Origin of the sequence: Dyella amyloliquefaciens (genome assembly GCF_004296575.1) — a bacterium.
Taxonomy (GTDB): domain Bacteria; phylum Pseudomonadota; class Gammaproteobacteria; order Xanthomonadales; family Rhodanobacteraceae; genus Dyella; species Dyella amyloliquefaciens.
The window spans coordinates 859,265-872,016 of record NZ_SAYT01000002.1; the positions used below are offsets into that span (position 1 = coordinate 859,265).

At 61.8% G+C, this 12,752-nt stretch carries 12 protein-coding genes; 6 read left to right on the forward strand and 6 right to left on the reverse strand.

Annotated elements, in window-relative coordinates:
* Positions 1–74: 74 nt before the first annotated feature.
* The gene (locus tag EPB08_RS08460; protein WP_130618601.1) at positions 75–527 is read right to left on the reverse strand and encodes a thioesterase family protein; all 453 of its coding nucleotides are present in this window, start codon (positions 525–527) and stop codon (positions 75–77) included.
* A 409-nt stretch (positions 528–936) separates the two neighbouring features.
* On the opposite strand from EPB08_RS08460, the gene EPB08_RS08465 reads away from it, so the two are divergent.
* Positions 937–2,343 carry an Hsp70 family protein gene (locus EPB08_RS08465; protein WP_130618602.1) on the forward strand — a complete coding sequence of 469 codons (1,407 nt, stop codon included), beginning with the start codon at positions 937–939 and terminating at the stop codon, positions 2,341–2,343.
* A gap of 245 nt (positions 2,344–2,588) precedes the next feature.
* Here the strand turns inward: EPB08_RS08465 and EPB08_RS08470 are convergent, their stop codons facing one another.
* Positions 2,589–3,380 carry an SDR family oxidoreductase gene (locus EPB08_RS08470; protein ID WP_130618603.1) on the reverse strand — a complete coding sequence of 264 codons (792 nt, stop codon included), beginning with the start codon at positions 3,378–3,380 and terminating at the stop codon, positions 2,589–2,591.
* A gap of 101 nt (positions 3,381–3,481) precedes the next feature.
* Between EPB08_RS08470 and EPB08_RS08475 the strand changes: the two genes are divergently transcribed.
* Positions 3,482–4,378: an AraC family transcriptional regulator gene (locus tag EPB08_RS08475; protein ID WP_130618604.1), complete on the forward strand. Its 897-nt coding sequence runs from the start codon at positions 3,482–3,484 to the stop codon at positions 4,376–4,378.
* Positions 4,379–4,463: 85 nt separating this feature from the next.
* On the opposite strand, the gene EPB08_RS08480 is transcribed toward EPB08_RS08475, so the two are convergent.
* The 3 genes from EPB08_RS08480 to EPB08_RS08490 all read right to left on the reverse strand — a co-directional run bounded on the left by EPB08_RS08480 (position 4,464) and on the right by EPB08_RS08490 (position 7,419).
* Positions 4,464–4,934: a GNAT family N-acetyltransferase gene (locus tag EPB08_RS08480; RefSeq protein WP_130618605.1), complete on the reverse strand. Its 471-nt coding sequence runs from the start codon at positions 4,932–4,934 to the stop codon at positions 4,464–4,466.
* An 81-nt stretch (positions 4,935–5,015) separates the two neighbouring features.
* Positions 5,016–5,978 carry a hypothetical protein gene (locus EPB08_RS08485; RefSeq protein ID WP_130618606.1) on the reverse strand — a complete coding sequence of 321 codons (963 nt, stop codon included), beginning with the start codon at positions 5,976–5,978 and terminating at the stop codon, positions 5,016–5,018.
* Entirely contained in the window at positions 5,941–7,419 is a 1,479-nt protein-coding gene (locus EPB08_RS08490) for an amino acid permease (protein ID WP_205746309.1), read from the reverse strand. The genes EPB08_RS08485 and EPB08_RS08490 overlap by 38 nt, the downstream gene beginning before the upstream one ends.
* Before the next feature lie 487 nt (positions 7,420–7,906).
* Here EPB08_RS08490 and EPB08_RS08495 point away from each other — a divergent pair, with 487 nt between their 5' ends.
* Positions 7,907–9,328, forward strand: coding sequence for a M20/M25/M40 family metallo-hydrolase (locus EPB08_RS08495; protein WP_130618607.1), 1,422 nt, complete (start codon positions 7,907–7,909; stop codon positions 9,326–9,328).
* 314 nt (positions 9,329–9,642) lie between these two features.
* On the opposite strand, the gene EPB08_RS08500 is transcribed toward EPB08_RS08495, so the two are convergent.
* Positions 9,643–10,140: a nuclear transport factor 2 family protein gene (locus EPB08_RS08500; protein ID WP_130618608.1), complete on the reverse strand. Its 498-nt coding sequence runs from the start codon at positions 10,138–10,140 to the stop codon at positions 9,643–9,645.
* A 662-nt stretch (positions 10,141–10,802) separates the two neighbouring features.
* Here EPB08_RS08500 and EPB08_RS08505 point away from each other — a divergent pair.
* The 3 genes from EPB08_RS08505 to EPB08_RS08515 all read left to right on the forward strand — a co-directional run bounded on the left by EPB08_RS08505 (position 10,803) and on the right by EPB08_RS08515 (position 12,592).
* Positions 10,803–11,267: a hypothetical protein gene (locus EPB08_RS08505; RefSeq protein ID WP_130618609.1), complete on the forward strand. Its 465-nt coding sequence runs from the start codon at positions 10,803–10,805 to the stop codon at positions 11,265–11,267.
* A gap of 615 nt (positions 11,268–11,882) precedes the next feature.
* A complete protein-coding gene (locus EPB08_RS08510; RefSeq protein ID WP_130618610.1) occupies positions 11,883–12,188 on the forward strand; it encodes a hypothetical protein in 306 nt (101 codons plus the stop codon).
* Positions 12,189–12,268: 80 nt separating this feature from the next.
* Complete coding sequence (locus EPB08_RS08515; RefSeq protein ID WP_130618611.1) at positions 12,269–12,592, forward strand: hypothetical protein; 324 nt, start codon at positions 12,269–12,271, stop codon at positions 12,590–12,592.
* Positions 12,593–12,752: the final 160 nt, after the last annotated feature.

Genomic DNA, 12,752 nt, shown 5'->3' on the forward strand with positions numbered 1-12,752 from the left:
AACGCTGTCCAGCGTGCGCGGCACGCGCACTGCCCGCCGACCTGGCGAACAGCACGCCCTCTTCCGCCGTAGCGTCAGTCGCGCGCCTTGATGCTTGAAGGCAGGACGACGAAGTCGTGGGTTTTTTCCAGCGACCGCATCGCGGCGATGAGAGCCGGTGGCGGGGCGATGAGCTTGCGTTCGTTGAGGTCCAGCCATCCACCGGCGCTGGTCACCCGCGCGCTCAGTTTTCCGTCCGGCCTGAAGATCTCGTGCCGAAGCAGGAAGCGGCTGCCATCATCGGAATGGCCGGCAATCGCGTAGGTCACCGTGATCTGCTGTTGCAGGCCAACCTCCTTGAAGTACTCCACCTCGTCCTTCATCACCACGGGCCCGATCTTCAAGCGCACGAATTCCTCCATCGGGAACCCATGTTCCATCAGGAACATCTGCCGCACGTCGGCCGTCTTGTCGAGGTAAGCCGTGTTCCGCATGTGCGAGTTGAAGTCCATGTCGCCCCAACCTGCATAGAGGGTCTTGGTGTACATGCACCTGCTCCAACGGATGTGGATGGCAGGCTTGGATTATACGCATCGGGGACCGCGACCAAATGGACGTTCACTGTCCAGATGGCCTACAGCGCTCGTGCAATAGCCGTCCATACGGCACTACTACTTTCAAGCCCGGCGCTGGCCTCGCGCCGGACTGGCAGCTGGTTATTCGCAAGCATGGAGACGCCGTTCCATCCCGCCCGGCCTTACATGCGTCTCTCTCGAGCCAACGAGACCACCACGGACGGCGCTGGGCGCTCATTTTCACGCGCTCGGAGACTCGTGATTCAGCTTTCAGGCCATGGTGGCACGAGCATTCCACGGTGTTTCACACCTCGCATTCATTGCCCGCAGGAAGCCAAACCTGAGATAATGGAAGATTGCACTTCCGCGCACGGCCTCTCTCATGCACATCGGCATCGACTTCGGCACCAGCTATTCGGCCGCAGCCGCCATCAGGGACGGCAATCTCACCCTGGTCCGATTCGGCGACTCGGAGCAGTTCCGCACGGCGGTGTACTTCCCGGAACTGGTGCCCGACCCGAACGATTTCGAGCTCACGCCCGAGCTGGAAGCACAGCTGGAGACGCACATCCGTTCGGCCCGTAACGACCTGCGCCAGCAGGCCACAGCCGCAGCTGCCCGTGGCCAGGCACCGGTGACGCGCTCGGATGAAGACCTGCGTCGCGATGCGTTGCGCGTCATTCGCCGCCAATGGATGGAAGAGCAGGCCCGCGCGGCCACCTCATCCGTCGCCAGCTTCCAGCACGCGCTGTTCGGCGAAGATGCAGTGGAAGGCTATCTCGAGAGCGGTGGCGGCAACCTGATCGAATCGCCCAAATCGATGTTCGGCTATCGGCTGGATCCGCAGGTGCGCAAGGTCATCGTGCATATCGCCACGCACATTCTCGAACACATCCGCCTTACCGCGAGCCGCCAGTTCGGCGAACCGGTACGCGGCGCGGTGATTGGCCGCCCCGTGGAATTCCGCAGCTCGATGGGCGCAGCCGGATCCGAACAGGCCATCGAGATCCTGCGCGAAGCCGCCGCTGCGGCAGGTTTCGACGAAGTGCGTTTTCTCGAAGAACCCGCGGCCGCTGCCATGCACTACCACAAGAGTCTCGCGGACCGGCAGCACGCGCTGATCGTGGACATCGGCGGCGGCACCACCGACGTCACCCATGCGGAGCTTGGCGGTGAGACGTCACCGCTTATCGCGCGCAACTGGGGCCTGCCCAAGGGCGGCACGGATCTCGATGTCGGCGTAAGCCTGCACAGCTTCATGCCGCTGATGGGCAAGGACATCGTGCGCGTGCCGCAGCATCAGTTCGTGGAAGCGGCGAGCGTGCACAACCTGCCCAAGCAACGCGAGTTTCGCAAACAGAACTATCGCCTGGTCGCCGCACCTTACGGCCCGCGCCTGCGCGCTCTGCAGGAACTGGGCGCCACCACGCGACTCAACCAGGCCGCCGAACGGACCAAGATCAACCTGAGTTCGTCGGTGAGCTATCGCATCTCACTTGATTTCATCGAGCACGGCCTCGCCGTGGATGCTCATCGTGACGACCTGGACACGGCCATCGAGCCTTTCCTCACCCAGCTGGAACGCACGCTCACTACTGTTCGTGGCGACCTCCCCACGCTGCCCGCCAGCGTCTTCCTCACCGGCGGCACTTCCCGCTCGCCGCAGGTAAAAGCCAAGGTGGCGGCGTGCTTCCCCGAGATTCCCCTGGTGCATGGCGACCCTTCGCTGGGCGTGGTGTCGGGGCTGGCCGTCGCCGCGAGCGAAGTGCCGTTGCACGAAGCGGCTTAATGTTCCGTGCGGCATGCGGGCTAGCGTGCTGCGGGTTCTAGTGGAGTGCGTCGCAGAACATCACCCCTGCAGGCTCGAATGTGTGCCGTTACCAGCACTCCGGCACGCCCATCGCTTCATCCGCGATGTGTCAGCTGCCTCCGTTCCCATGGCGGGCAGCACACGGAACACAGTAGTTGCCTGACGAGGCGGAGTGCTCGGCGCGCCCCGCCATCCACGCCGAGCCTGCCGATCCGTCCAGCGCATCAGGCGCGCAATGAACCGTCGAGCCTCACTTCGTTGTCCGTACCTTGGTTCTCCGGCAAGGCCAGGGCTACCGCATCCGCTCCGGCCGGAAAGCGTAGCCGCCTGCTTGTGTCGTTTGCCGCGCGCCAGACCTCCAGTGCCACATCCGCCTCTCTTGTCACTGCCTTTTCTCCCGCCAGTCCCGAAAACACGTTGCGCGCGAAAGCTTCGTAAGGGCCGGGAATCAATCCCTGCATACGGTTCTGGCCGTTGGCAGTGAAGCGGGTCGACGGACCATAACCCGGCTCCACCAGTTTGACGCGAACACCGAGGGCATTGAGTTCATGCTCGAGCGATGCGGTGAATCCCTCGATCGCCGTTTTACTGGCCGTATAGGCGGCCACCAGCGGAAACGGCGCCAACGTAACGCTGGACGTGACATTGACGATGGTGCCGGCCCCACGCGTGCGGAACTGCGGAATGATCGCGTGGCACATGGCCATGACCCCGAACGTGTTCGTCTCGAAGATCTCGCGCACCGTCGTCATCTGCGTGGCTTCAAAGGCTCCGAACAAGCCGATGCCCGCGTTGTTTACCAGTACGTCAATGGGGCCGGCGACATTCAGTGCGTGCGCGATGCTCTCGGGTCGCGTCACGTCCAATGCGAGCACACGCAGGTTTGCGGAAGGCGGAAACAGGTCTTCCCGTGGTGTACGCATGGTGGCGATGACATGCCAGCCCAGCGCAAGGAAGTAGCGGGCAGTCTCGAGGCCATAGCCGGAAGAACAGCCGGTGATGAGTACAGTCTTCATGTGTTTCTCCAGGGGTCGGGTTGATTCGGAGAGAACGATAGGAGGGAGGCCCAGGACTTTCGATAATTGTTAGTCCGTAATTCTTTCGCTAAAGTCCAATCATGAGCGACCCGCTTTCCCAGGTAGTGCGGCTGCTGCGCCCGCGCGCGGTGTTCGCCAACATCATCAGCGGCAAAGGGAGCTGGGCGGTCCGGTATTCCGAATTCGGCCAACCAAGCTTTTGCATCGTGCTGGAGGGAGGCGCCCTTCTCGCCGTGGATGGCCACGCGCCCATCGACCTGGCGGCCGGCGACTTCGTGCTGCTCCCCACCACGCCCGCATTCACCCTATCCAGCCATGCCCCTGCCCCGCCGGTATGCCTGGACCCGCGCCAAGTCGCCGGTGGCGTTTCCGAACTCCGTTATGGCGAACAGCAAGGCGATCCCGACATGCGATCGCTGGGAGGTTCATTCCAGTTCGACGACGCAGACCCGGCATTGCTTGTCTCTCTGTTGCCCAGGGTCGTGCACGTCCAAGGCTCAACGCGCCTGTCGCAGTTGGTGCGGATGGTCGGCGAGGAAGTGACCGATCAAAGACCGGGTGCTGATTTCGTACTCTCACGGCTCGTCGAACTTCTGCTTGCGGAGGCCATGCGCGCAGCAACCAGCACGAGCGCACCACCAGGCATGCTGCGAGGGCTGGGCGATGAACGCCTTGCGCAGGCACTCAGGCAAATGCATGCGCACGTCGATCACCCATGGAGCGTCGAGCAACTGGCGAAGACGGCTGCTCTTTCGCGCTCCGCATTCTTTGAGCGTTTCACCCGTCTGGTCGGCGTTGCGCCCATGGAATATCTGCTCGCATGGCGCATGGAAATCGCGAAGGGACTGCTTCGCGAAAACGAACTCTCTGCCTCAGAAATTGCCGATCGCGTGGGCTACGCATCGGCGAGCGCTTTCAGCGTGGCATTCAGCAGGCATGTCGGCATGCCTCCCGGAAAATACGCCCGATCCCATTAGCGGATGGCCGAGGTACGTGCCGGGTCTATGCCGCTGTTTCAATCGCGATCCAAGCAGGGATCGTCCGCTCGGTGCGAAGCAGGCTCTAGCCAGCTCGCAGGTACTTGGTCATGGGCACACAAACCAGGCTCACGCCCAGCGACGACTCATAGACGGCCGTGTCGCTGCCCTCGAATCCCATCGCGCGGTAGAACGGCGCGGCGTTCAACGTAGCATCGAGATGAACCTCCTGCCGCTCCGCTGCTATAGCCAATCGCTCCAGATACGCCATCAGGGCGTGCCCGATGCCACGCCCCATATATTCGGGCGCGACGAAAACAGCGTCGATTTTTCCGCTGACCAAATCGATCATGCCCGTACCCACGACGCGCCCATCCACAACCGCCACATGGAAGTGGTCGGCTACGCGCCTGGCGAATACCTCCGACATCTCGCCCGCCGTCCAGATCTCGAGATCGCGCGGGGAATAATGACCCTGGCATTGCGCACGGATCGCCTCGCGGCGTATCGCGAAACTGATCGATGCATCGTCGATGGTCGCTTTTCTGATTTGCATGCCAGGCAAGCCTCGCGCGATGACGTCCCTATCAGAAGCTTACGCTTCAGGCCGGAGGCGAACCTGGTTTCGCAATATTGACTATTTCGCGGTCAGATCTTGGCGAAACGCAATCAACGAGGTCACCAGGCTGTCCAGCATGTGCAGTTGTTCTTCCGATCGTTTTTCGTAAGAACCGGCGCCATGGATCGAATCGTAAGCTGCGCGAACGTTGGAGCCGTTCGGCTCAAAGTCCTTGAGGCCATTCTTCAGGCGCTGGACAAGGATTACGCTTCGATCGCCGGAATACACCGAGGCGTAGACCGCCATGTTGAGACCAAGCTTTTCCCAGACCGGCTTGAACTCCTTCAGGCTCGCAAGGTACATCGGATATTGGCCGGCCTTCGGATGGACGTGGACCACGAGCGCCTTGCTCGAGAAATTATCGACAGCCGTCGTGCTGAACTCCGGCTTGTATTCGACATAGCTCACCGGCGAAGTCTTTTCGATGTGGGGCAAGACATTGGCTTCGTAGTCGCGCAGCTGCTTTTCGTCCGTGTCGCCATGTTCCTCGAATTCGGTCCAGCTACGCGGGCCCTCGATCACCTGCAACGAACCGCCATCCGGCCCGGTCAATACGTCATAAATGCGCCAATGCGGGTCGCCCCCATGGAATTGCCTGATGTGCGCCGCCATGGCCTTGTCGAAGGCACTGCGGTGGCCCGGCTTGATCCAGATGTTGTAGCTCTTCAGGACCGCGGAGGTCCTGGCCTCTTCCGCGTGGGACGGCAAGAAGAACAGCGGCAGCAGGAGCAAGAGAAGCAGCAGTTTTTTCATCGAAGCAGCCCTGTCATGGATGACCTTCAAGCCAGATGTTCTTCGCAGGCGCAGTGATGCCTGCCCGGGGTGGAACGTAAAGACGCGTACCCGTCTGTGGAATCCATGGGCGACCAGCCCCTGAGTCCCGCAGCGAATGGCAAGCAACGAATGGGGCACCGCCCCCGCAGCAACCGCACCACCACCGACCTCATCCTTCCGATATCGGCGCAGCACGACCTTCTGCACCCTGCCCCTGCGCGCGACCGCGATACCAGAACCAATAAACCGCCGTCAGCGCCACCAGGAATGGCACGCCACACAGCAACGTCATCCGGAATTCCCTCGTGAAATACGTCGTCAGCAGCGCGCCGAGCATGAGCGCCGCGCCCAGCAGCGACGTAAACGGATATCCCCACATGCGGAATGCGAGGTCTTCAGCACGATGACGGCGACGGAAGAACAGGTGGGTCACGAAGATCATGAACCACGTGAACATCGGAGCGATCATCGAGATCGCCATCATCAACATGAAGGACGAATCGGGATACAGCACGTTCAGTACCGTGGCCAGCGCGATACCGATGGCCGAGAGCAGGAGTGCCGCCGCCGGCACGCCGTGCCCGTTGAGTTGTCCAAGGCGCCGGGGTGCGTAGCCCGCCCGCGCAAGACTGAACATCATGCGCGTCGTGATGTAGAGCTGGCTGTTCATTGCCGAAAGCGCGGCAATGAGGATCACGAAGTTGATGACGCCCGCGGCGCCCGGCACGTGCGTCGCGGCCATGACCTTCACGAAGGGGCTTTGGTCGGTGCCGGCAACCGTCCAAGGCACGATGGCAAGCATCAACGCCAGTGTCAGCAGATAAAACAACACGAGACGCACCAGGGTTGCGCGGAATGCGCGGGTAACGGCGCGTTGCGGGTCGTGAGCCTCGCCGGCTGCGACGGCGATCATCTCGATGCTCAGGTAGCTGAAGATCGCGACAATCACGGCCACCCAGGTACCCCAGATCCCTTTCGGGAAGAAGCCCCCGTGCATCGTGTAGTTCGCCAGCCCGATACCCGAACCGGTCGGCGCTCCCGCTACCACCCAGGCCCCTAGGACAATGAAGGCCACTATCGCCGTGATCTTGAGCATCGAAAAAAGATACTCGACCGTGCCGAATACCTTGACGCTCACCATGTTGACGCCAACCAGCGCGCCGGAAAAGCCGACGATCCAATACCAGCCCGGGACACTCGGAAACCAGTACTTCATGTAGACCGCGATCGCGGTGACTTCCGTACCTACGGCGACCACGATGGACGACCAGTATGCGTAACGCACGAGGAACCCGGCCCACGGTCCGATGTAGTGCTCGGCGTATGCCCCGAAGGAGCCCGAGGTGGGATGGGTGACCGTCATCTCCGCCAGGCACCCCATCAGCAGCACCGCAATCAGCGCACCGATGGCGTAGCTCACGAGCACGCTCGGGCCAGCGAAGCTGATCGCAAAGCCACTGCCAAGAAACAACCCGGTGCCGATGGCGCCACCAATGGCAATCATCGAGAGCTGCGAGGTCGAAAGGCCGCGCTGCAAGCCTTTCTCACGTTCAACGATGGTGTCGAAACCGCGATCGTGCGCCATCACACCCCCCAGTAGTGATGCCTGCGTAAGCCTAGCCGACTTGACGCTGAGGGCGGGGTCCATTCGCACCCGGCAATGCGGCGGCCGGCAGCCTGCCTTCTAACTGAAAAAAAGTGAGGGAGCGGCGCCCGCATGTGCGGCGGGGTTAGGGTGCACCGGCGGGCACCACCCCCTCGGGAGAAACAGCAAGGACATGGGTATGCGCAAGACGGCGGTTCTCGCACCCCCTCCCTCCACGCTATACCCACCCGCGACCCGCGAGTGCGCATTTTCGGCATGAGCATCGAGAACAGATGGCGCCGCAGATCTTGGGTGCCCGTTGCGGTACCCATCCGGACTCGGACCCGCAGTAGCACCCAGCGCAAGGAATAACGAGCCCGAGGCACACACCTGGAGCGCCCGAAGTGCCCCATGGCATGCCGGAGACCAGCCCGATCATCGACAGGACGTTTAGACGTCCAGTCCTTGGCAGCCACCATCCGCGCCGCTTGCCGCCCCGGCCCTGCCGCCGCATAGTGCAGCCATCGTTCGTCCAAGGGGAAGCCGTTTCATGACCAGTCGCCTTCGCGGGCCGCTTGTGGCGCTCGCACTTTCGCTTACCGCAACGCTCGCCTCAGCCACCGAAGCGCCCGGACTGCGCCCGGACCAGGCGGAGTTCCGCCAGCTCTACAAGGAACTTGTCGAAACCAATACGACCATCTCGAGCGGTAGCTGCACGCTCGCGGCCGAGCGCATGGCGGCCAGGCTCAAGGCGGCTGGCTTCGCGGACAAGGAAATCACGCTGTTTGCCGCGCCAGACCATCCCAAGGAAGGCGGCGTGGTAGCGATCCTCCCCGGCAAGAGCACCACGGCCAAGCCGATCCTGCTGCTGGCCCATCTCGATGTGGTGGAGGCCAAGCGCGAGGACTGGACACGTGCCCCCTTCACCCTGGTGGAGGAGAACGGCTACTTCTACGCACGCGGATCCGCCGACGACAAGTCCATGGCGGCGATCTGGACGGACATGCTGGCCCGTTTCCGCAAGGAGCACTACCAGCCGAACCGCACCATCAAGATGGCGCTCACCTGCGGCGAGGAGACCACCTGGGCCTTCAACGGCGCCCAATGGCTCGCCCAGAACCGCCCCGACCTGATCTCGGCCGAGTTCGCCCTCAACGAGGGCGGTGGCGGCGATGCGGACGTGAACGGCAAGCTGATCGACCAGACCATGCAAGTCGGCGAAAAGGTCAGCCAGAATTTCCGGATCGAAACCACCAACGCGGGCGGCCACAGTTCCATCCCCATTCGCGACAACGCCATCTACGAGCTGGCCGACGCGATTCGCGCCGTACGTGACTACGAGTTTCCGATCCAGATGACCGACGTCACCCGGACCTTCTTCGCCAAAGTTGGCGCAAGCCGCAAGGACAAACTGGGCAATGCGATGATGGCGCTCGCCAAGAACCCGAACGACAAGGCGGCCGAGGCGATCGTCAACACCGACCGCACCTATCACTCGATGCTGCGCACCACCTGCGTGGCGACCCTGCTCGATGGCGGCCATGCCAACAACGCGCTGCCCCAGCGTGCGGGCGCCAACATCAACTGCCGCATCTTCCCCGGGAACACGATAGACGCGACCCAGGCCGCTCTCGCCAAGGCCATCAACGATCCGAAGCTGAAGATCACCCCCGTGCCGCCCATCCGTCCGGTGGCATTACCGCCTTCGCTTGATCCCAAGGTCATGCAACCGGCCGAGCAGCTGGCTGCCAAGTTCTTCCCGGATGTCCCCGTCATCCCGACCATGTCCACGGGCGCCACTGACGGCATCTTCCTGGAGGCGGTCGGCATCCCGACGTACGGCGTCCCCGGCCTCTGGGGCGGCCCTGACGGCGACGGCGTCCACGGCCTGAACGAGCGCATCTGGGTGAAGTCCCTCTACACCGGTCGCGACTACCTAACCGAGCTGGTCAAGGCCTACGCCGATACCTGAAAGGCGGATGGCAAACGGGACCTCGTCGCCACCTGACGTCGCTCGACAGCTGAAGCAAAAGGCCGCCTCGCAAGGGGCGGCCTTTTCGTCTGGATTCACATGGGCCGAAAGCGAACATCCTCCGGGCATCCGTCGCCTTACCGCTTTTGCGTAACCGAGATCAATACGCTGCGTTCGCTCATCACGCAGCCGGCATGAACGAGACGTCTGCCCGCGCATTGCCCGTCGTTTAGGACGCTTCAGCAACGAGCTCAACTGGTTTGAGCTCGGCTGCATCGCCACTTGGCGTCATTCAAGTGCTATGCGAAATGCCGTCAACTACAGGACGGCTTGCATCCCGTCTGCACATACAGTTCCGATTGAACCTTCCAGCTACCGTCGACTTTCCGCCAGCCGACCAGGTAACGGCCCTGATATTCGATGTCCTTGCCGCCGCGGTGGTAAGCCCAGCGCCACGTTCCGGTTTCGGCGGCGCCGGCGCCGTCTTCCTGATTGACCTGCACGATGACGGGTGTGCGTACGCCATACAGAAAGCCGGGGTTTTGGAACGCCTTGGCCGTCCTGGCGATGTTCGCATCCCGTCCCGCCACCAGGCCATTCGCACTGGCCCAGATGACCTCCGGATTAGCCGTCCAGTACGCGGCATAGCGTTCGATATCGCGCTTTTCTATCGCCGTGTTCAAAGCCTGGCGCGCCATGCGAATGCTCGCCTCATCTGCTGACACGGTTTGAGCGGGGGCCGGAGGCATGGCGGCACATGCCGCGACGAAGAAGCTGGCCATACGGAATAGCGTCAGGAATCGATTCGCCATGGCTGATTCACCCGTTGGTTGCAATGAATATCGACGAGACTGCTCCACCGGCCCATTAGAGGAGTGCGACAGGCAAGCGTCGCTGGCCTCCCTGAGGTGGCGGACCAACACTATCGATTCCGTCCACCATCGCCATGCACAGATTCGGCAACCCCTCTCCTTGCGGAGCGCCCGCTGCTGTCGCGGCTGATTCAGGTCGCCATGCGCCTTATCCGCATCGGCAAAGCCCCTTCCACAACCATACCGGGTCCAAGGCGGAGACTTGCCAGCTTCATGCCCGGGCGCGAGCGCAGAGCCCGACCATGCGACGACCCGCAGGATCTTGTCCGTCCTGGCCTTGGACTACGCCCCTGCCCGACCTTTAACCGACGTCCCATCGACATATCCGGTGCAGCGCGCGCGACGAGCCGCCCCATGGCTGATCCAATCAGACGCCTGCTTATGCACTCGCGTTACATCCCACGGCCGTTTTGTTATTTCCAAAAGCGTCCATCGCCGGCAAATACTTTTCCCAGTACCCGGTGGGCATGCCCGGAAGGCATCCATGGGGCGCACGCCACGGGCGCCCTGCACGGCGCGCCCGCTCATTCCTGGACTCGATGAGTGATGGCGTGAATGACGACTCTTCGAAGTCATGAACACGGCGACGAAACGCAGGCCTGATGATGGACGACTACGCAACCTATCGATGGCCCAGGGGCACGCCGCTCTTCAGCCTCATTGGCCTCTATGCGTTGGGTTTCCTGCTGGCGGCACAGCCAGCACTCACGAACCTGTTCGCTGGAAAATTGGCCATCGCAGCGTACTTCCTCGCCTGCACCCTGTTCTGCACGTATCTCTACCGCTTTCGCGTCGTTCTTGACGCGACCTCCATACGCACAGGCGCGTTCTTTCTCAAGAAGATGGAATTCGCCAATGTTGTTCGAGCAAGGTATGCCCAAGGTGATGATGCTGGACAGATCATCCTCTGGGACCGTAACGGCATGAGGTTACGCATATCGGACACCATCCATGACTTCGGGGCTTGCACCAGGGCAATAAACTCGCGATTGCCCACGCATCTTCCGATCTCCCGTGGCGGACAGACCATGTCGAGACACGTATTGAGTGGCGGCGACCTGGTTTGAGGCCAGCCGCTACTGCGTGTAGATCCGGGGGCCCGGCAAAACGCATCCTTTCGTACCCGGCGACGATACGACGAATCCCTCTTTGATCGCCCTCCCGGTATGCGAACCAACGAAGCCATCGGACGTTGCCGCCGGTGAGCGGGGAGCCCTCTCGGGCAGGCTCCTCGTGTTGATCCGGTCCATGGTGGCGTGCCGGCTCTGCTCGGTGAGTTCGAACCTGACCGTTATGCTCGTCTTGCACGGGATGACCTGGGTCCTGGCTCCGAGGTCAGCCTCCGTGCCAGGTCGCAAACCCGCAGCGCATCCAGACCACCCCCGCGAAGCTCGCTGTGGATGACCAATTTGAACAGGGCCAAGTCCCTGACGCACCGCTGCCGCTGAGGGCAGCCCCTAACCCAAAAGATGTCCCGGAGCTTCAAAGGAAGCACCTGCCCCATGCCCCTTCCAAGGTTCCATGAGTCAGCGGAGGAGATCGGGCTGCATGGACATGGCGATACTCCCCGACGGTTTGGAGAGTTGCCATACTGCGGACCGGGGAGTTCGGGGAATGTCTGCCCCCGCCCCTGAGCCGACATCAGAGGAAATGCATTCCGTGGATGATGAGGACCGCGCCAAATGAGGCACCCCATAGTTTTTGGAGTTCTGGCGTTGGTTGTGCTGTGCGCCGCGGGCCTCGTGTTCTATTTTTATGGTCTACCCATGCTTGCGGATAGCAGTATTCACTGTCGCACCGACGGTAGCGGCCTGCTGGGCAAGACACTTGGCTGCTCATCATCATTCGGGCGTTTCATGGACATCCTGTTCGCTGCAGTCGCCCTGTTGCTGGCAGGCATCTGGACTGTACTTAAAGGGATTGACTATCCCCTGCTCTCCGCACGTTACCCGATCGTAGCCAGCGTCACCAACGACGAGCGCCAGTAGAGCTTGTTCGCTATCGCTCCATGGGACGTCTGCTTCTACCTGCGGATTCAGCCGGTCGTGTTGGTGCAATGGAGGGGAAAATGGCGTATGGCCATATAGTGGATGCCTTGGGGCTTGCTGTCATCGGCATCAACCTGATGACTTGGCGTGTTGCCAAACAGCTCAGGGCCGTTGATCCGGGTTATTTCAAGACGCGCGATGGCTCGTTGCACTGGTGGGACATTGCCTCCATGAACGCCGTGGTTGGCATGCTGTTTGACAGGCATTTGCCTGCCACCAAGCATGGGCAGGACATGCGCTGGCGCCTCATCGTAGTCAGGGTGCTCAACGCGATCGCGATGGCTGCGGGAATGATCTTCCTTTGGGTAGGCCTTAGCCAGCCGTGGCTGATTTTCGGGAAGTAGCATTGGGGCAAATGAGCAGTCCACAAATGCCCGTATATGGACTCCTCCCCATTGCAAGCCTCCCGTGCTCTGGCGTCCGTGTCGACTGCACACGTATATCCGGCCTCTGACAACCACACCGCATAGCGGTGCTGGGCCATGATGGGCTAGTCGCGCGCCG